This is a genomic window from Bacillus sp. WC2507, from assembly GCF_052656125.1.
Genome location: NZ_JBQXPN010000001.1, coordinates 5,153,886 through 5,173,558, shown reverse-complemented (window position 1 = coordinate 5,173,558; position 19,673 = coordinate 5,153,886). Strand labels below are relative to the sequence as shown.

The following is a 19,673-nucleotide window of genomic DNA, read 5'->3' as shown; positions in this document are numbered from 1 at the left end:
AGAGTAGTTCGCATCCAAAGCATAAAACGAGTAGTAGTGCGAACGGGCATAATAGCTACCATTAGAAAAAACGGGTCCTCTATGAGGGACCCGTTTTTATTTGTTTCCTTTTAATAATCGTAACCCGTTTAAAATGACAAGAATCGTACTTCCCTCATGCCCAATAACACCGAATGGCAGAGCTAAGAATTGCAAGAAGTTTGAACAAATCAGCATTGCAATTACAGCTAGTGAAAAGATTACGTTTTGCTTTACAATACGGTTCATTCGTTTTGATAAACGGATTGCTTGGGAAAGTCGAGATAACTCGTTCTTCATAAGTACAACGTCTGCAGTTTCTAAAGCTACGTCTGTTCCTTCTCCCATTGCTACACCAATGCTAGCAGTAGCGAGTGCAGGGGCATCATTTATACCATCTCCGACCATTGCTACTGTCCCGTATTTTTCTTTTAGCTTTTTAATCGTTTCCACTTTTGTTTCTGGTAAGCATGATGCGTAATATTCCTTTATATTACTTTCGGAGGCAATTGCTTTTGCTGTTTCTTCATTATCTCCAGTAATCATAATTGCTTCGACACCAATGCTTTGTAATTCGCGAATAGCAGCTATTGTTTCTTGGCGAAGCGTATCTTTTAAAGCGATAAGTCCAAGGATGCCGCCCTCATCGCTAATATAAACGACAGTTTTACCTTCTTTTTCAAGTGAGGCAGAAATACCATTATGAAATGTCTTTGTTTCTTCACCAATAAAATCAGCTTTACCTATTTTATAAGCTTTGCTTTCAAATATTCCTTTTAGCCCAAAACCAGTTACATCTTCAACATTTTCTGGTTTTTTTAATGTAATGTCATACGCATGTTGTGCATACTTCACAATAGATTCAGCTAAAGGATGTGTTGAGTGACTTTCAATTGCTGCTGTAATAGAAAGTACTTCTTTTTCTGTCATATTTTCTCGAACATATACATCTGTTACGGTAGGTTTTCCTTGTGTTAATGTTCCTGTTTTATCAAAGGCAATTGCTTTTACTGAAGCAAGGCGTTCTAAATGTATGCCACCTTTAAAGAGAATTCCATTTCTTGCTCCGTTAGAAATAGCAGATAATGTTGCTGGTGTAATGGCAGCAACGAGTGCACAAGGAGATGCGACTACAAGTAAGATCATAGCGCGATAAAACGTTTCATTCCAGCTCCAATCCAGTAAGAAATGAGGGACGAACATCATAAGCGCAACAATGAGTAGTACACCTTTTACATATGTTCCTTCAAACTTTTCTATGAATAGTTGTGATGGTGATTTTTCACTTTGTGCACTTTGGACGAGACGGATAATCTTTTGGAATAATGTTTGATCGCTCGGCTTCGTAATTTTAACTTCGATAGCACCGCGTAAATTTACAGTACCAGCAAATACTTCATCACCATGTTTTTTTTCATTTGGAATAGGTTCACCAGTAATCGCTGCCTCATCGATATTTGTTTCACCGCTATGAATCGTACCGTCAGCAGGAACGCGCTCACCTGGCTTAATTAAAATAACGTCGTTAATTTGTAATCGTCCAACAGGAACACGTTCTTCGGTTCCGTTTGAAATACGTAATGCTTCTTCAGGTTGTAGATCAAGAAGCGCTGAAATTTCTTTTTGACTTTTACTTAATGTATAAGATTCCATCGCACCGCTTAGTGCGAAGATAAAGATTAAAATTGCGCCTTCTGCCCAGTAGCCAATGATTGCAGCACCGATAGCAGCAAAGAGCATAAGCATCTCGACATTTAGCTCTTTCTCCTCGATTGTATCTTCAATACCTTCTTTCGCTTTTGCATATCCACCAACTATATAAGCAAGGATATAGCAAGTAATGCCTACATTCATTACATCGTTCTTTGTGAATAACCAACCAGCTAAAATGAAAATACCAGATGCGATTGCAAATATAAGTTCATAATGTTTCTTTAATGTATCCCATAAAGAGGGATGAGAAATAGACTTTTGTACTTGTAATGCTTTTACTTCTGAGTTCATTACTACTCGCTCCTTCCAAATTCTTATTGAGAAAAAGAATCAAAATCGAAACCCCTATAAAACGACGAAAGCTGCCATCCATAATGGATAGCAGCATTTCTGTTGAACCTGATTTTAATAGTTATTATGTTGTAATTATTCTATAGCATAGCACATGTTTTCTTTAGATGATAGGTTTTTGTTTGTGTATAAACTGAAAACTTGTGTTTTCACACTTCCTTTGGTATATATGAATATTGTTCATAAAAAGATCGGAAAGGAAGACAACAAGTGAAGACAGAGAAATTTTTTACCCATCCGATTGGCGTGTTTATTGCTGCGATAGTAGCGACTTTTTTATGGGGGAGCGCATTCCCTTTTATTAAATTAAGTTATGCTGAACTTGGAATTCAGCCACAAGAAGTTGGGGAGCAAATATTATTTGCTGGCTATCGTTTCTTTTTATCTGGAGTCATGCTCTTATTCTTCTTTAAAGCGTTAGGAAAAAATATGAGCTTCAAAAAAGGAACGGGAAAGCAGTTAGTACAAATTGGTTTATTTCAAACCTTTCTCCAATATATATGTTTTTATATTGGAATGAGCTATAGTTCTGGTATTGAAGGAGCTATCATTTCAGGAACATCATCATTCTTTCAAATTTTACTCGCGCATTTTTTATATAAAGATGATGCTCTTAATATGAGAAAAGTAATTGGGGTTTCTATCGGCTTTTGTGGTGTCATTTTAGTAAATGTACCGAGTGATGGTAGTTTGTCATTCCATTTCGGAATCGGTAGCTTATTACTTCTTAGTGCAGCAATGTTGTATTCATATGGAAACATATTGGCGAAAGAAGGTAGCAAAACATTAGATGTTGGCTATATGACAGCATACCAAATGATTTTTGGTTCTATTGGGCTATTATGTATAGGGGCTTTGCAAGTGGGAATCACGCCATTTACATTTAGTGTACATGCAATACTTATGCTTACCTATTTATCTTTCTTATCCGCAGCAGGATTTTGTATTTGGAATACAATTATGAAGTACAATAAGGTTGGAAAAGTATCAATGTACATGTTCTTTATACCCGTATTTGGTGTGTTATTATCGAGCATGATTTTAGGAGAAGCAATTCACTCATTTGTATTAATTGGTTTAGCGTGTGTAGCTGCGGGAATTATTGTGGTGAATCGTACGCCAGCTAAGCAGAAAATGGAGGAAGAAAAACAAGTAGCATAGATAACAGGAAAACGATTACAATGGAAGAACAGTACTGTTCTTCTTTTTTTATATAGAAAAAGGATAATAGACTAGGTGTAACGAAAAAAATACAAAAAGCATTTATTGAGGAGAACATGTTATGAATCTACTTTACATGGTGTTAATTGGACAAATCATTCTTTTTTTAATTGGTGCAATGTACGCAATAGGGCAGACAAAAAAAACAAGAAATAATATGCCGTTGCCTTTAGCAGTGCGTCTTATTCTTAGTTTTTCTTTAACAGCAAGTGCAATTTGGATATGGTTACAAGATCCATCAGTAGCGTATAGTACGTGGGTTGCACTAGGTATGACGTTATCAACTGTAGGGGATTTATTTATGGCAGGTTTGATTCCAATTGGTCACAGGTTAATTGGAGGGATGGTTACTTTTGCGCTTGCGCATTGTTTTTATGTAAAAGCATTTTTGCAAACAGGCATTTCATGGAATGGTTTTTGGATTGGTCTACTTGTATACGGACTCTTTCTCATTATAGGGTGGTTCTTTTTTATCCGAAATGATAAACAAGATAAATTGTTTACGATAGGAGCTCTAATTTATGGATTATGGGTTGGAGGAATGGCTTGCTTTGCATTCGCCTTATATTATGAGAATTCAGGAGTATGGTGGATACCAGCATTTGGTGGTTTATTATTTGTGATTTCTGATTTTATTATAGGCGTGACAGATATTGGAGGGCGTAAATTAAAGTATGAACCACTTTGGATTTGGTTTACATATGTAGCGGCTCAAATGTGTATTGTATATGTGGGAATATAAAAAGATACTCTCCAAATAGTGGATAGACTATTTGGAGAGTATCTTTTTTGCTTGTTTAATTTGATCAGCATCGCCATTTTGGAATTTCTAATATTGTAATTTTATAATTCAGAATTTTGTAGAAAATCATCGGTCGTATTATTTATAATAAAAGTAAAAAGATGATGAGATGGTGGAATGATGCAAAAGAAAAAACGTTGGCGTAAATTCTTTGGAACGATTGCAATTGCATGTTTGTTGGTGTTTTTAACGAAAATTTTTGTGTTTTTTCCTACGACTGTAAAAGGAGCGTCTATGAAGCCAACGTTACAAGATGGGGATAAGGTGATTGTTAATAAGTTGGCAAAGCAATTTGAAAGTTATGAGAGAGAAGACATTATTGTTGTGAAGACGGATAATTTTTACGTGAAAAGGGTTATTGGTTTGCCTGGCGATGTCATTGAGGTGAGAAATGATCAATTATATGTGAATCATGAAGTGATAGAGGAAGCGTATTTGTATAGTAATAAAAAACAAGCTGAAAAAAAACTTATGAATTTAACAGAGGACTTTGGACCAATTACAGTTCCTAAAAATAAGATTTTTGTTATGGGGGATAATCGCTTAATAAGCAGAGATAGTAGAAATGGTTTAGGACTTATTGATAAAGCGGATGTATTAGGAGAATTAGCGGCAATTTATTATCCATTTGAACATATGAAAATAATGAATTAAAGTAAAAAACCAAGCAAATTTTAGTTTGCTTGGTTTTTTATGTTAAATCGTAGGAGACTCATTAAATTCATAGACGTCTTCATTGTTTTTGTTCGTACTTAAAACGAATTTGTGCTGCAATAGTTGCAGTTTAAAGAATGCTAACGGATCGTGATAAGTTTCTGGGTTGCTTCTTAACGTTGCTAATGTTTGTTCGTCTTCCTCTATTTCAAGTTGAGCTGCTTCCACATTTTGTTTCAATATGCTAAGTGGATCTTTAAAGAACATCATAATATCTCGTTCTAATGCGCCTTCAAATACTTCAAATTGAAGGAAGAATTGTTTTGAAATCGTTTGAGAAATTTCCGTATAGTCTTCCGTTTCAATATATTGTTTATATTTGTTTGCGAGCATAGATTGATTTTTTTGCATGTTACCAAATAGTTTTCCCGCACTCTTTAAGAAAAATTGTGTCGGTGTAAAGCGTAATAAAATATTGATGTTCGATACTGTAATTCTATTTGTCATGCGTACAACATCTCGATGCCAATCATCTAATAATTTGAAATCGCAAGGAAGTTTCATGCGTTCTTCTTTATATAATTTATTAAACGTTTCACTCATTTCATCTAAATAAGATTGAGCTTGAATAAATTCATTATGTGCTGTTTCAATCCACTCTTGAATAAACCCAGTAAATTTAGGAAGAAGCACTTGCTGTACATGTTTTTGAATTCGTTCGTTCATTGCAGTATTTAATTCTTCATGAACTAATTTGAAATCACTATCTTCTTGAACAAGGTCAGAACAGCTCTGTAATAATTCAGGAATTTGAGAATGGATATCTCGTGTGATTTCTTCTTTCGTTAAAAGATAAGATTCTGTAATAGAACGAATTTTATCTTTTTCAAGAGCAGTAAGATTGTTAATAAATCCATTTAGTTTCACTGAGATATGTTTATTCCATCGTACTGATTTCACTAATGTATTTTCTAATTCCACACGTTCATTTACAAGGTATGCGATTGTCTTTTGAGTAAACCATATTAGTTTTTCTATACGTTCTTGTTCCATGTCGCGTCCAGCTAGATTAGAAAGAATAGACTCTGTCACGTCCCCAAGTTGCTGGCTACTCTCTTGTGAAGGAGAGTATGGGAAGAACTGTGCACTTGGGAAATGGACTTTAATCTTACTTATTAGCTTTTCATTATTGGTCGTATTATTTGTGTGTAATACGAAATGAATTTGTAAATTTGGCACTTGTTCACGTAAATAAAGTAATGTATCAAGCTCTGCCCCATGTAATGGTGAAGCTGAATTTAATACGTAAATAAGGCTATCTGCTGCTTGTAAGTATTCAAAATATGGGCTGTTTTTATCCACTTGCCCTTGAACAGATGGCGTAACAAGAAATGCAAATTTATTTTTTCTTAAAAATCTACTTGGTAACTTAATTTCTATGCATTTTTTCTCAAGTTCTGAATCGGAAGGTGTAGCCATTATTTGATGGAATTCATCAAAGTTCGGTATATTGTGTACATCTAACGCAGTGAATTCTGTTATTTCAGTTTGGCTATCATCTTTAAATAGAATAGGAGCTGTTACAGTCTCAGTTAAGATGTTCTCTCCTAATATTGAATTGATGAATGATAATTTATCATGGTCACTAGTTCCCGCTATTAGTAATTGTGTAACATTTAAATCACATAGTTCATGAACGAGTAACGTAAATTGATGACTTAAATCCACATCGTTTTTTTCAGCCCATACAGCAATTGTTTCGAATAAATGAGAAACGGTTTCCATATTTACATTTGTTTCAGCTGTTGAATTAGAGAGTAGGGCTCCCGCACTTTTTACGAGTAATGACTCTAAAGTTGTAGGTGAAACTTCATTCCACGCTAATACTGCAGCAGAGACAAATAGGGCATCTTTTGCTTTCGTTAAACTAAACCAATTTGTTAATAGATCGGGTACAAGTCCCTGCATTTCATGCATGAAATGCTCACCAGTAATTAATTCAAAGTACGTATCTTGATAGCGTTCAATAATTTCATGCCAATCGTCATTGTTGTCTGTCTCAATATGTAAGAATAAATGATTTATTGTTTGAATCCAAGGTAGATGCAATTTTTCATTTTGATAGCTGTTCCAAAGAGCAATAACAAGTTCTTTAAATTGGACTTGATCAATTGCATATAAAGCTTTTAAAGATTCATAGAAATATTCTGGATTGATTTGTTTCGTAAATCCTTGATTTACATAATTGATTAAAGTATCGAACCAGTGCAATGATTTTGTTCGAATTCCTTCTTGAACGGCAAGTTCGATAGCATTATTCCAATCTGCTTGTTTTTCATAGAATGAGCGAGCAATTGCAGTAATGTTTGGATAGTCAGGTTGAAATGCAACAGCCTCACTAATTGTCTTAAAAGCTAGACCTAAACGATCTTGTTCGATGTAAAGAGAAAGAAGTTGTAAGGAAACTTCCATTGTAAGAGTTGTATCTTCCGTTTGGATAGATTGATAAATTTCTTCTGCTTTTGGTAAGAAGCCTAGTTCAAAATAAGAATCTGCAATATTTTTGGTTGCCCAAAGTGCAAGCTCGTTATTTACTTTCTCCCATTTAAATATCGCTGCTTCAAAGTCTTTATTTTGGTAATAAAATTCACCTTGAGCAAAGCGGATATTAGAAATGTTGGAGAATTCATTTATAGATTCATTTATATATGCTTCACCGAGTACTTCCGATACTGGAGTAGAAGTTTCTTCTGTTAAAAATGTTTTATAGTAAACCTTTTGGATAAATTGATTTTCAATGGTCATGTTCGTTCCCCCTGTATAATTTAGAAAAATGATGTTGTATGTAAAGGGTGCATGTTCTTTTAATAGGTAGAAGTTGCATTATATCGACCAAACTATGTTTTTGCTAGGTATATCATTTTTCCTGAGAGTTAAACCGTTGCGAAAAGTAACTTTCCTTTATTGTAACAAAAAAACAAGCATATGAATTTTTATTTTTTAATCCTGTTATTTGTGGATGGTAAGACTAGCGCTTCGAAAAGCGGTGAATATAAGGGGAGGAGGCGGGAGTCTGGCGCACGATTGATGTGTACTAAGAATGAGCCAGGATGAACAAACCCTCACCGATTAATGGTTCACTTTCTTCCTGTTAAAGGAATGGATAGAAGTAGAGTTCATTATAAAAACAATGTATAGTGAATATGTATACCATGTTTGTCTGAAGGATAGAAAGGGCACAATGTGGAATAACGATCGTGCATAGGATGTGTCTTCCGAATGGAACAACATATTGGCGAGTTAATCGCACATTATGGGTATTTTGGAATTATTATAGCTTTGGCCGGTGGGATTGTTGGATTACCGATACCAGATGAGTTTTTATTGACCTTTGTTGGTTATAACGTTTCAAAAGGAGTTATGTCAGGAACTGCTGCGTTTTTAAGTGGGATGGCTGGCGCAATGTTAGGCATTACATTAAGCTATATATTAGGTTTGAAACTTGGACTCCCTGTTTTAAAAAAATATGGGCCGAAAGTTAGGATCAAAGAACATCACATCGAAAAAACACATATTTTATTTGAAAAATATGGCCCATTTCTTTTAATGATTGGTTACTTTATCCCGGGAGTACGTCATTTAACAGCATATTTTGCTGGGATGTCGAATTTAACACTTTGGCGTTTTTGTTTGTACGCTTACGGTGGTGCGTTTATTTGGATCAGTGTTTTTATTGGACTTGGCTGGAAGTTAGGAGAGAAGTGGCGTTTCGTTGAGTATAGTTTACATCATTATGGAATATGGATTTTATCCATTTCAGTAGTTGTTACATGTATTGTATGGTTTTACATAAAGAAAAAGAAAAACCGCTAATCGCGGTTTTTTTAGCTGAAAGCAATAAATAGTACACCAGCTGTAATAAAGACAACACCAATACTAGTCATAAAGTTTAACTTTTCGCCGAGTATAATCATAGCGAGAATGATAGAAAATACGACGCTTAGTTTATCGACAGGAGCCACTTGTGAAACTTTCCCTGTTTTGAGGGCAAGAAAATAAAATAGCCATGACGAAGCACCTGCAACCCCACTTAATGTGATAAAGAGCAGTGCTTTTTTATTTAGCAGTACATCGCCAATATTTTGAAATTTACCTTGGATAATAATAACGCCCACCATAAATAATGCCATGATAATAGAACGAACAGTTGTGGCGACATTGGCATCGATTCCATCTAAACCAATCTTTCCGAAAATAGATACAAGGGCAGCAGCAATTGCTGATAATAGTGCGAATAAGAGCCATGAACTCATAGTAAAATTCCTCCAATCTTACATTATTATACATGAAAACCATTCTCATGTATAAAGCGAAACTTTAATCAGTGGGATTTTATCGTCCCGCAAATAGCGGAATAAATAACGAAATAATCCCCACCTTATATTTTTAATAAGGTGGGGATTATTATACTACTCTGCAATTTCCTCATATAAAAAGTACGTTACATTATAAATATGTTCCACTTCATCGTCTGTCATAAACAATAATTCGTCACGCTCAATCCCTTTTTTCTTTTCAATAAACTCAATCATGTTTTTGCGTTCTTCTCTTTTCATCAATGTTATTTCTCCTCTCAATCTGTTTTAATACAGTTTATTTAAGTTACTGCTATTATATAACAGAATCTTTAGAAAGTTCCACCTATTTTATTGTTTTTTTCAGAAGAACTTTTCGACAAAACAAGCCCACCTAAAGGGGGCTTGTTTTATTTTATAGTCGTAAAAACTCGGGCTCCGTCGTACCAGCACCATCGATGTAATAAATTGTGTCGGGATTGATTTTTATTAATACGTAATTAGGGTCTTCAGGACCGAGTAACCAGCGTTTTAAGCTATTATTCCAAAACTTGTTTTTTAATGTGGAGTCTTCCTCGATGGAAGCTAAGCCTTCAACTTCAATATAATCTTCATCTAATTTTTTTCCTTCTCGTCCAAGTAGTACATGGACATTTGGATTGTTTTCGATATCTGTTATCTTTTTTGATTGTCGATCTGTTGCAACATATAGTACAAAATCTTCGTGGAAAAACATCATAAAGGCACTATGCGGCTTATCGTTACGTACAGTTGATAATACACCAGTTCTTTGTCCTTGAATAATTGTTGCGATTTTTTCTTTTAAGTGCATGTTTTTTACCTCTTTTCCTAATTTATATTTTCTCTGTTTAAACGAGATAATTTGAATATCTTTCATACTGTTTTCTTCAATCCGATTTTTTAAACGTAATTGTGATGAAATCGTACAAGTTAGGAGAAGAATAATAATAAGATCGAGGAGAAATACATACGATGGAAGGATGAAAGGCATGTTTAATAAAATATTTCTTATAGTAGGGCTTATAGGTGTACCACTGTCTGTACTTGGAAAAACACTTCATTGGCCCCAAACAATTATGTTCGCTGTGTATTGTATTACGATTATCGCGTTAGCTGGTTTTATGGGGAGAGCGACAGAAAGTTTAGCAATTGTCTCTGGACCTAGAATAGGTGGATTATTAAATGCTACTTTCGGTAATGCTGTTGAACTAATCATTTCGATTTTTGCACTTCAAGCGGGATTAATTGAAGTGGTGTTAGCCTCTTTAACAGGATCTGTACTTGGAAATTTACTATTAGTAGGGGGACTATCTTTCTTTGTAGGAGGTCTGAAATACAAAAGACAAAGTTTTAATGTGTATGATGCAAGACACAATTCAGCTTTATTAATCTTTGCTGTAGTAGTAGCTTTTGTTATTCCAGAGATCTTTTCAATGAAGATGGAAGCTGGAAAGACGTATCAATTAAGTATCGGTGTTTCTATTATTATGATTATTATGTACCTTGCTGCATTGCTATTTAAGTTAGTTACGCACCGCGGTGTATATCAGCATAAAAGTGATGAAGTCGCTCATGAAGAAGAGCCAGAGTGGTCAAAAGGAAAAGCGTTACTCATTTTAGCAATAGCGACAATTGCGGTAGCTTATGTGTCAGAGGCGCTCGTGCATACATTTGAAACAGTCGCGAAATCATTTGGCTGGTCAGAGTTATTTATAGGGGTTATTATCGTTGCGATTGTTGGAAATGCAGCAGAACATGCATCTGCAATTATTATGGCTTATAAAAATAAAGTAAATATTGCAGTCGAAATCGCAGTAGGTTCTACATTACAAATTGCCATGTTTGTTGCTCCTGTATTGGTATTGCTATCCATGTTTTTTGCAAATAGGATGCCTTTAGTATTTACCATACCAGAACTTGTTTCTATGATTACAGCTGTTTTCTTAACGATAGCGATTTCAAACGATGGTGATACAAACTGGTTTGAAGGAGGTACGTTATTAGCGGCGTATGTCATTATGGGAATTGGTTTTTATTTATTATGAAAAATAGGCATAACAATTGTGCTGAGAGAAAACAATAAAAAAAGTAGTATATACCTTTACGTAGGAAGGAGCCAGACAGGTGAAACGAGTATACAGCATATGTCTTTCAACTATGGTCTCGTTTATTCTATTATTTCCTAACATAAGTTTTGCAAAGACAACGGTAGAAACAAAAATGCCTTCATCTGTTTTAAATATTTCTAAAGACAATACGTTTCCAAATGATGCGCAAGATTTGCCGCGTTTACAGCCGAGTAAGTTTGCTCAAGAACTATTGAAAACAGCAAATATTAAAATTGAAAATCCGGACTTAATTCGAATGTTTAATGAAACGACAATTTCGAATGCGCCGCTTGCGGTAGGGTACCGAGCAAAAATCTATTTAGGTCAATGGGCTTTGAATTATGAATCGGTTGATACAACGATTAATTGGGAATATAAACAAGTAAATCGCAATGTGTACGATAATCGCGGAGGAGATCGCTTATATCCGTTACGCTATAAACAAGAAACGCAGAAGACAGTTGAAGGCGATTTAACAGCGGATATGAAAGATGCTACAGATGTGAAAAAAATGATGCTTCTCAAAGCACTTGAAAAAGTACAATTGCCACTTTCATTTAAAACAACCATTGGTTATGGTACAGGACATGAGCGCGTGTATAATATTAGCCCGAGTCAACTTGGATATTTATACGCCTATACACCAGCAGTAAATGAAAAAGGAAAAGTGACGTTTGGAGAAGTATACCTTGTATTAAAAGGAAATCAAAAAAGGCTTGTTGTAAAAAATATTACCTCACAAGGAATTGGAGCTGCTATTCCAATTCATGATCATTTATATTTTAAATTCATATCTTCTTCTCACTCGCAATAATATGAAAAAACGTCAGCTTATAAGCTGACGTTTTTATTTAGAATGTAATATTTGCTGTTTTTGATAAGAAATCTTCTGTTGGATAGTAGCTGTTTTTTACAAGAACATTCGGTCCGAGGCATTTTACAGCAGGACAGTGACAGCTTAATGATTTTGCTGTTTTTGAAGCACTCCATTTGTCATACGCTTCTTGTAGTGTGTTTGTTTGTACGTTACCTAGAAGAGGAACGTCACCGAAATCAGTTACAATAATATTTCCATCGAAAATGTTAACGTTTAAACGAGAACGGCCATCCGGATCGTTACGAACGGTTACATTTTTGCTTTCTTGTAATTTCTTAAATGTGGCGATGTCTCGCTCGTCATCGCTACAAGCGTAGAAAGGTAAAGTCCCAAATAACATCCATACATTTTCATCGCGAATTTCTAGTAAATGCTCAATTGCATCACGAATTTCAGCTTTTGTTAAAATTTCTAGATTACTCGCGAAGTCACTTGGATACATCGGATGTACTTCATGACGTTTACAGCCCATTTCTTCAACAATTTGACGATGAATATGTTCAATATGTGGTAGAGTTCTTTTATTCAGCATTGTTTCGGCTGATACGAGTACACCGGCATCTGATAGAGCTTTACTATTTGTAATCATTCGTTCAAATAGTTTTGCACGCTGTTCATACGTAGGTTTACGCTCCATCATTGCAAATCCGCCTTCAACGAAGTCATCAATTGTTCCCCAGTTATGAGATATGTGCAATACGTCTAAATAAGGAATAATTTGTTCGTAACGTGCTAAATCTATAGTTAAGTTTGAGTTGATTTGAGTGCGAACGCCTCGTTCATGGGCGTATTTTAAGAGTGGTGTTACATAGTTGTCGACGGATTTTTTTGAAAGCATAGGTTCTCCGCCAGTAATACTTAAAGAACGTAAATGAGGAATCTCATCTAATCGTTTTAATAAAAGCTCCATCGGAAGCGGATTTGGATCTTTCGGCTGTAATGTGTAACCAACAGCACAATGCTCGCAACGCATATTGCATAACGTTGTCGTTGTAAATTCAACGTTTGTTAATAGTAGTTTGCCGTACTCTTCAAGGTCCATATACGCTTCCCATGGATCGTAAGAAGGAGTAATCGGCTTCATTTTTTGTGATATCGTCATATGAAATACTCCTTTGACTATTGAAATAACAATTTGTCCATTCTCTATAATAGAAGAATATGTACTTTTTATAAAGTGAAACTTTTTTGTGAAAAAAGAGAGAGGGCTTACATTTGAATGAATGACCGTGACAAAATTGATGAAATTTCATGCCCATAGCAATCATTTTTGCGGTATAATAAAAGCAACTCGAATTAAAAGGAGAGTGCCTTCATGGGAAAAGCAATTCAAGATAAAGATACACAATTAGTATATTTAAAAGAACGTTTAAATATGTTCATTGAAGTGATTGATACAATTGAACCTGAAGAAGTAGAGTTAGAAGATGTAGATCGTCTACTTGCAATGTTAGATGAATTAGAATTAAAATGTGAGCAATTTAAAAAAGACGAATAATATATTAAAAAGGCTGCCAAAGCAAAATTGGCAGCCTTTTTCTGTATGGATAATAGAAGGAAGGTAGAAAAAAAGGTATAATCAAGTTGTGAAAAATTTCATTTATGCTTTATAGCGTGAAATAAATAAAAAGCTGAAGAGCATAACAATGGAATTTTCAGCTCATAACGTTTTGGTAGCGTTCACAATTGAGGGGGAAGTAACAATGGAAAAGCTTCAAGAAAGCATGTATCAACTAATTGTTGAAACGTCAACGAACTTACCGAAAGATGTTCGTCGTGCGATTCAACAAGCGAAAGAACGAGAAAATGCAGGGACTCGTTCAGCGATGGCACTTGGCACAATTACGAATAATATTAAAATGGCTGATGATAACATCTCGCCAATTTGCCAAGATACAGGGATGCCAACGTTTAAAATTTATACACCAGTTGGTGTGAATCAATTAAAGTTGAAGGAAGCTATCTATAATGCGCTTGAGCGGGCGACAAAAGATGGTAAACTTCGTCCAAATTCTGTTGATTCTCTTTTTGGAGACAATAGTGGAAATAATTTAGGACCAGGTACACCGGTTATTAAGTTTGAACAATGGGAAAAAGATTATATTGATGCTCGTTTAATCCTAAAGGGTGGTGGCTGTGAGAATAAAAATATTCAGTATAGCTTACCATGTGAATTAGAAGGACTTGGACGAGCTGGCCGTGATTTAGAAGGGATTCGTAAATGCCTTCTTCATGCAGTATATCAAGCACAAGGTCAAGGATGTAGTGCAGGTGTAATTGGTGTTGGTATCGGGGGAGACCGCACATCAGGTTACGAATTAGCAAAAAATCAATTATTCCGTACATTAGATGACGTCAATCCAATTCCAGAGTTACAAAAGCTTGAAGAGTACGTATTAGAAAATGCGAATAAGCTTGGCATTGGTACGATGGGATTTGGCGGAGAAACAACTTTACTTGGTTGTAAAATTGGCGTGTATAACCGTCTGCCAGCTAGCTTCTATGTGTCTGTGGCGTATAATTGCTGGGCATATCGCCGCCTTGGCGTAACAATCCACCCTGAAACAGGTGAAATTATGGATTGGTTATATCAAGAAGGTGAGGATACACTGGAGCAAGAAGCACAAGAAAAAACAGAGCAACGTGAGATTGTATTACAAGCACCAATTACAGAAGAGCAAATTCGTGAACTTCGCGTTGGTGATGTTGTAACAATTAATGGCATGATGTATACAGGTCGTGACGCAATCCATAAGCATTTAATGGATAACGATTGTCCAGTAGATTTAAATGGACAAGTTATTTATCACTGTGGTCCAGTTGTCGTGAAAGATGAAAATGACAATTGGCAAATTAAAGCGGCAGGTCCAACGACAAGTATTCGTGAAGAACCGTACCAAGGCGATATTATGAAGAAATTTGGTATTCGCGCTGTTATTGGTAAAGGCGGTATGGGTGCGAAAACATTAGCGGCTTTAGAAGAGCACGGTGGTGTATATTTAAATGCAATCGGTGGTGCAGCGCAATATTATGCTGAGTGTATTAAAGAAGTAAAAGATGTTGATTTCTTACAATTTGGTATTCCAGAGGCAATGTGGCATTTACGTATCGATGGATTTAAAGCAGTTGTAACGATGGATTCTCATGGTAATAGCTTACATGCAGATGTTGATAAAACATCACTTGAAAAATTAGCTAGCTTTAAAGAGCCGGTATTTAAGTAAACAAAAATGCATCTCGAATGATTCGAGATGCATTTTTTTGGTATATATAGAAAAACATGTTCAGCATGAAAGAATGCGAGGCAACAGAAACTACAAGTACGATTATATATGGAAAGGAGACTATTTATGAAATATAAATGGTTATATATCGGTCTCATTTTTTCAATTATGATGGCACTTGTTCCAGTTTCAACATTAGCTTATACAAATACTCCACATAACTGGGGAATTCCGCGTCCTAAAAATGAAACAGTACCAGATGCAGGGAAACTGTATACAGAATTATTACAAAAAAATGGCGGGTTTTATTTAGGGGACACGGAGAAAAAAGATATTTATTTAACATTTGATAACGGTTATGAGAATGGATACACAGGGAAAATTTTAGACGTACTAAAAGAGAAAAAAGTACCAGCAACCTTTTTTGTAACGGGGCATTATATTAAAACACAAAAAGATTTATTGTTAAGAATGAAGGATGAAGGACACATTATTGGAAACCATTCGTGGAGTCATCCTGATTTCACAACGGTAAATGATGAGAAACTTCGTGAAGAATTAACGAGTGTAACGGAAGAAATTAAAAAAGTAACTGGGCAAAAAGAAGTGAAATATGTACGTCCTCCGCGCGGTGTATTTAGTGAAAGAACGTTAGCTCTTACGAAAGAAATGGGCTACTATAATGTATTTTGGTCACTTGCATTTTTGGATTGGAAAGTGGATCAGCAAAGAGGATGGCAATATGCGCATAATAATGTTATGACGATGATTCATCCAGGATCTATTTTATTACTTCATGCAATATCAAAAGATAATGCAGAAGCACTTGCGAAAATCATTGATGATTTGCGCGAGAAAGGGTATCATTTTAAAAGTCTAGATGACTTAGTAAAAAGCAATCAACCGTAAGCATGTATGCTTGCGGTTTTCTCATGCTATAATGATTTGTAAAAAGGATGGGGAAACGTATGTGGAGCGAACATGTTACGTTAGAGTATCCGTATCACTTTGAAGAGGTATTAAGACGTTTATCTTTTGACCCTCTTCACGTCATTCAATTAGATGAGAAAGTTATGTATGTCCCGCTTTGTATAGACGAGGAACAGATTGTTGTTCGCTTACAAGGGATTGGTACTGTTCAAAATCCACAGTTTTGGATTTCTAGTCAGACAGGAGATCCGGAGAAAGTCATGAAACGAATGAGAGCCATTTTTCATTGGAATGAACCGTTTCAAGATATACAAAACCATTTTTTAAACACATCATTACGGCCACTATTTGAAACATATGCTTATACTCCAATTATTTTAGAATTTGATTATTTTGCTTGTCTTCTTCGCTGTATCATTCATCAACAAATAAATTTGAAATTTGCTACTGTGTTAACAGAACAGTTTGTGAAACGATATGGAACAGAGAAGAACGGTGTATTCTTTTTCCCCACTCCAGAAACAGTAGCAAATATTTCAATAGAGGAATTGAGAGAGCAGAAGTTTAGTCAGCGAAAGGCTGAATATATAGTAGGATTAGGTCGAAGTATTGTCAGCGGTACATTAGATTTAGCGAGTATAGAAACCAGGGCGGAAGAAGAGGTTTCGGCACAATTGTTACCAATTAGGGGGATTGGTACATGGACAGTGCAAAACTTTTTAATGTTTGGACTTGGACGGAAAAATATGTTTCCGAAAGCGGACATTGGGATTCAGCGTGCAGTACAAGGTGTATTTCAACTAGATGATAAACCTGATGATGCATTTTTAGAAAAAGTGAAACAAGAGTGTGAACCATACTGCAGTTATGCAGCGTTATATTTATGGAAAAGTATAGAGTAGAGGTGTAATAATGATACAAAAGCAACATGAGAGTAAGTTGGAAGTTGGTCAAACGTTTCCTGTGACAATTAAACGTCTTGGGATTAACGGAGAAGGCGTTGGTTATTTTAAGAGACAAGTTGTTTTCATTCCAGGGGCATTACCAGGAGAAGAAGTTGTTGCAGAAACAACGAAAATTCAGCGTGGCTTCGCTGAAGCGAAAGTGAAAAAAGTTCGTAAAGCTTCACCACATCGTGTGAAAGCACCATGTCCGGTATATGAAGAGTGTGGCGGCTGTCAGCTGCAACATTTAGATTATAAAGAACAATTAAATCAAAAGCGTGATATCGTTGTACAAGCATTTGAGAAGTACATGAATAACACTTTGGAAGAGAAAATTCGTCCGACGCTTGGCATGGAAAATCCATGGCATTATCGTAATAAGAGTCAATTACAAGTGGGACGTAAAGACGAAAAGGTCATTACAGGGCTGTATAAGCAAAACTCACATCAGTTAATTGATATTGCTCATTGTATGATTCAACATAAAGCAACGAATGAAGCGACCAAAGTTGTAAGACGTATATTAGAAAAATTAAATGTTTCTATTTACAATGAGAAAAAACAAAAAGGTTTAGTACGCACAATTGTGACACGTACTGCAGTTCAAACAGGGGAAGTACAAGTTACACTTATTACAACAAAAGAAGAATTACCAAATAAAGATCAATTTATCGCAGAAGTACAAAAACAGATGCCAGCTGTTAAATCAATTATGCAAAACGTAAACTGGCGTAAAACATCTGTTATTTTCGGTGATAAAACATTTAAATTAGCTGGAAAAGAAGTAATTCAAGAAACACTAGGTGATTTATCATTTGAATTATCAGCACGTGCATTCTTCCAGTTAAATCCAGAACAAACAGTTGTTTTATACGATGAAGCGAAAAAAGCAGCTGCTTTAACAGGCGATGAGAAAATTGTAGATGCGTATTGTGGTGTTGGTACAATCGGTCTTTGGCTTGCAAATGATGCAGCGGAAGTACGTGGTATGGATGTCATTCCAGAAGCAATTGCAGACGCAAGAAAAAATGCGAAGCGCCACGGATTTACAAATACGAAATATGAAGCAGGTAAAGCTGAACAATGGTTACCGAAATGGGTAAAAGAAGGATGGCGTCCAGATGTAATTGTTGTCGATCCACCTCGTACAGGTTGCGATGATAAATTACTGGAAACAATCTTAAAAGTGAAGCCGAAACAAGTTGTTTACGTATCCTGTAATCCTTCTTCATTAGCACGTGATGTACAAGCGTTAATGAAGAGCTATGAAGTGGAGTATGTACAACCAGTTGATATGTTCCCACATACAGCCCATGTAGAAAATGTAGTGAAGCTTGTTAGAAAGTAAAGTGTATTCATATTCCCTCACGACACGAGGGAATATTTTCTATGAAGGAGAATGAAATGTACAATTATAAATTAACGATTCAGTACGATGGTGCACGTTTTAAAGGATGGCAACGTCTCGGTAATAACGATAATACGATTCAAGGAAAAATTGAAAGTGTCATATCTGAAATGGTCGGAAAAGAAATTGAAATTATCGGTTGTAGTAGAACAGACGCTGGTGTACATGCTTTAAATCAAGTTGCTAACTTTCAAAGTGATGAGAAGTTAGTGGAACATAAAGTGAAAAAATATTTAAATCAATATTTACCTAATGATATTAGCATTACGAATGTAGAAGAAGTACAAGATCGCTTCCATGCTCGTTACAATTCTAAAGCAAAAACATATCTTTATAAAATTTGGAATGAAGAGCATACAAATCCATTTATGCGTAAATACAGCATGCATGTGAATAAAAAATTAAATGTGAAAAGCATGAAAGAAGCTGCGAAACATTTAGTTGGTTCACATGATTTTACTGCTTTTTCAAATGCGAAATCAAAGAAAAAGTCTATGGTTCGAGAAGTATATACACTTGAAGTGATGGAAGAAGCAAGATTTGTACAAATTAGAGTAAGTGGTAACGGATTCCTTCATAACATGGTACGAAAAATTGTTGGAGCATTAATTGAAGTTGGATTAGGACAATTAGATGCGGACGCAATCCCAAATATTTTAGAGGAAAAACAACGTAATCAAATTAATTGTCTTGCTGAGGCGAGTGGTTTGTATTTGGAGAATGTTGAATTTTAATAAACAATAAAAAAATCGAGCTGTGTAAGCTCGATTTTTTTATTGTTTTGGCGTTAAGAAGATTTTTCTTTCTTCATACGTATCTTCAAATTCCAAAAAGCAGCAAGCATAATAGCTGCAAAGGAGCCGCTAATTGTTGCTAATAGTTTTGCATAAGGATAAGCATTCATTTCAACTAGTAACATCATACATACAAGGGTAGGGAAGAAGGCTAAGTATTGTAATAACTTTAATTTGTTATCATTACTCATATATATCGTTCCTTTCTAGTATGTTATATGTTTATTATAGAATATTTTTCCAAGTGTTTATT

At 35.3% G+C, this 19,673-nt stretch carries 19 protein-coding genes; 12 read left to right on the top strand and 7 right to left on the bottom strand.

Going from position 1 to position 19,673, the window contains the following annotated elements; all coding sequences use genetic code 11:
- Positions 1–96 precede the first annotated feature (96 nt).
- A complete protein-coding gene (locus ACUN28_RS27195; protein ID WP_016089456.1) occupies positions 97–2,022 on the bottom strand; it encodes a heavy metal translocating P-type ATPase in 1,926 nt (641 codons plus the stop codon).
- A 270-nt stretch (positions 2,023–2,292) separates the two neighbouring features.
- Here ACUN28_RS27195 and ACUN28_RS27190 point away from each other — a divergent pair, with 270 nt between their 5' ends.
- The 3 genes from ACUN28_RS27190 (at position 2,293) to lepB (ending at position 4,759) form a co-directional block, all read left to right on the top strand.
- Positions 2,293–3,243 carry a DMT family transporter gene (locus ACUN28_RS27190; protein ID WP_016089455.1) on the top strand — a complete coding sequence of 317 codons (951 nt, stop codon included), beginning with the start codon at positions 2,293–2,295 and terminating at the stop codon, positions 3,241–3,243.
- 121 nt (positions 3,244–3,364) lie between these two features.
- A complete protein-coding gene (locus ACUN28_RS27185; RefSeq protein WP_016089454.1) occupies positions 3,365–4,045 on the top strand; it encodes a lysoplasmalogenase in 681 nt (226 codons plus the stop codon).
- A 177-nt stretch (positions 4,046–4,222) separates the two neighbouring features.
- On the top strand, positions 4,223–4,759 hold the full coding sequence (gene lepB, locus ACUN28_RS27180) for a signal peptidase I (RefSeq protein WP_016137002.1): 537 nt from the start codon (positions 4,223–4,225) through the stop codon (positions 4,757–4,759).
- A gap of 42 nt (positions 4,760–4,801) precedes the next feature.
- Here lepB and ACUN28_RS27175 read toward each other — a convergent pair whose 3' ends face one another.
- Positions 4,802–7,564: a tetratricopeptide repeat protein gene (locus tag ACUN28_RS27175; protein WP_016137003.1), complete on the bottom strand. Its 2,763-nt coding sequence runs from the start codon at positions 7,562–7,564 to the stop codon at positions 4,802–4,804.
- Between the two features lie 474 nt (positions 7,565–8,038).
- Here ACUN28_RS27175 and ACUN28_RS27170 point away from each other — a divergent pair, with 474 nt between their 5' ends.
- The gene (locus tag ACUN28_RS27170; protein WP_016089451.1) at positions 8,039–8,632 is read left to right on the top strand and encodes a DedA family protein; all 594 of its coding nucleotides are present in this window, start codon (positions 8,039–8,041) and stop codon (positions 8,630–8,632) included.
- Between the two features lie 11 nt (positions 8,633–8,643).
- Here the strand turns inward: ACUN28_RS27170 and ACUN28_RS27165 are convergent, their stop codons facing one another.
- From ACUN28_RS27165 to ACUN28_RS27155, 3 genes are all read right to left on the bottom strand, one after another.
- A complete protein-coding gene (locus ACUN28_RS27165; protein WP_016137004.1) occupies positions 8,644–9,072 on the bottom strand; it encodes an EamA family transporter in 429 nt (142 codons plus the stop codon).
- A 156-nt stretch (positions 9,073–9,228) separates the two neighbouring features.
- A complete protein-coding gene (locus ACUN28_RS27160; RefSeq protein ID WP_000817786.1) occupies positions 9,229–9,375 on the bottom strand; it encodes a BH0509 family protein in 147 nt (48 codons plus the stop codon).
- Positions 9,376–9,529: 154 nt separating this feature from the next.
- The gene (locus ACUN28_RS27155; RefSeq protein WP_000550210.1) at positions 9,530–9,946 is read right to left on the bottom strand and encodes a pyridoxamine 5'-phosphate oxidase family protein; all 417 of its coding nucleotides are present in this window, start codon (positions 9,944–9,946) and stop codon (positions 9,530–9,532) included.
- Between the two features lie 178 nt (positions 9,947–10,124).
- On the opposite strand from ACUN28_RS27155, the gene cax reads away from it, so the two are divergent.
- Complete coding sequence (gene cax, locus ACUN28_RS27150) at positions 10,125–11,180, top strand: calcium/proton exchanger (RefSeq protein ID WP_016133540.1); 1,056 nt, start codon at positions 10,125–10,127, stop codon at positions 11,178–11,180.
- Positions 11,181–11,259: 79 nt separating this feature from the next.
- On the top strand, positions 11,260–12,057 hold the full coding sequence (locus ACUN28_RS27145; RefSeq protein ID WP_016089448.1) for a YfkD famly protein: 798 nt from the start codon (positions 11,260–11,262) through the stop codon (positions 12,055–12,057).
- A gap of 37 nt (positions 12,058–12,094) precedes the next feature.
- On the opposite strand, the gene yfkAB is transcribed toward ACUN28_RS27145, so the two are convergent.
- Positions 12,095–13,222, bottom strand: a complete 1,128-nt coding sequence (gene yfkAB, locus ACUN28_RS27140) for a radical SAM/CxCxxxxC motif protein YfkAB (RefSeq protein ID WP_016133541.1) — start codon at positions 13,220–13,222, stop codon at positions 12,095–12,097.
- Positions 13,223–13,435: 213 nt separating this feature from the next.
- On the opposite strand from yfkAB, the gene ACUN28_RS27135 reads away from it, so the two are divergent.
- The 6 genes from ACUN28_RS27135 (at position 13,436) to truA (ending at position 19,360) form a co-directional block, all read left to right on the top strand.
- Positions 13,436–13,618, top strand: a complete 183-nt coding sequence (locus tag ACUN28_RS27135) for an SE1561 family protein (RefSeq protein WP_000513558.1) — start codon at positions 13,436–13,438, stop codon at positions 13,616–13,618.
- Positions 13,619–13,823: 205 nt separating this feature from the next.
- On the top strand, positions 13,824–15,344 hold the full coding sequence (fumA, locus tag ACUN28_RS27130) for a class I fumarate hydratase (RefSeq protein ID WP_080118112.1): 1,521 nt from the start codon (positions 13,824–13,826) through the stop codon (positions 15,342–15,344).
- Positions 15,345–15,470: 126 nt separating this feature from the next.
- The gene (pdaA, locus tag ACUN28_RS27125; protein WP_016089445.1) at positions 15,471–16,253 is read left to right on the top strand and encodes a delta-lactam-biosynthetic de-N-acetylase; all 783 of its coding nucleotides are present in this window, start codon (positions 15,471–15,473) and stop codon (positions 16,251–16,253) included.
- Positions 16,254–16,312: 59 nt separating this feature from the next.
- Positions 16,313–17,176 carry a DNA-3-methyladenine glycosylase family protein gene (locus ACUN28_RS27120; RefSeq protein ID WP_016133542.1) on the top strand — a complete coding sequence of 288 codons (864 nt, stop codon included), beginning with the start codon at positions 16,313–16,315 and terminating at the stop codon, positions 17,174–17,176.
- A gap of 10 nt (positions 17,177–17,186) precedes the next feature.
- A complete protein-coding gene (gene rlmD, locus ACUN28_RS27115) occupies positions 17,187–18,566 on the top strand; it encodes a 23S rRNA (uracil(1939)-C(5))-methyltransferase RlmD (protein ID WP_016137005.1) in 1,380 nt (459 codons plus the stop codon).
- Positions 18,567–18,622: 56 nt separating this feature from the next.
- Positions 18,623–19,360 carry a tRNA pseudouridine(38-40) synthase TruA gene (gene truA / locus ACUN28_RS27110; protein WP_016137006.1) on the top strand — a complete coding sequence of 246 codons (738 nt, stop codon included), beginning with the start codon at positions 18,623–18,625 and terminating at the stop codon, positions 19,358–19,360.
- 53 nt (positions 19,361–19,413) lie between these two features.
- Here truA and ACUN28_RS27105 read toward each other — a convergent pair whose 3' ends face one another.
- On the bottom strand, positions 19,414–19,611 hold the full coding sequence (locus ACUN28_RS27105) for a hypothetical protein (protein WP_016089441.1): 198 nt from the start codon (positions 19,609–19,611) through the stop codon (positions 19,414–19,416).
- Positions 19,612–19,673: the final 62 nt, after the last annotated feature.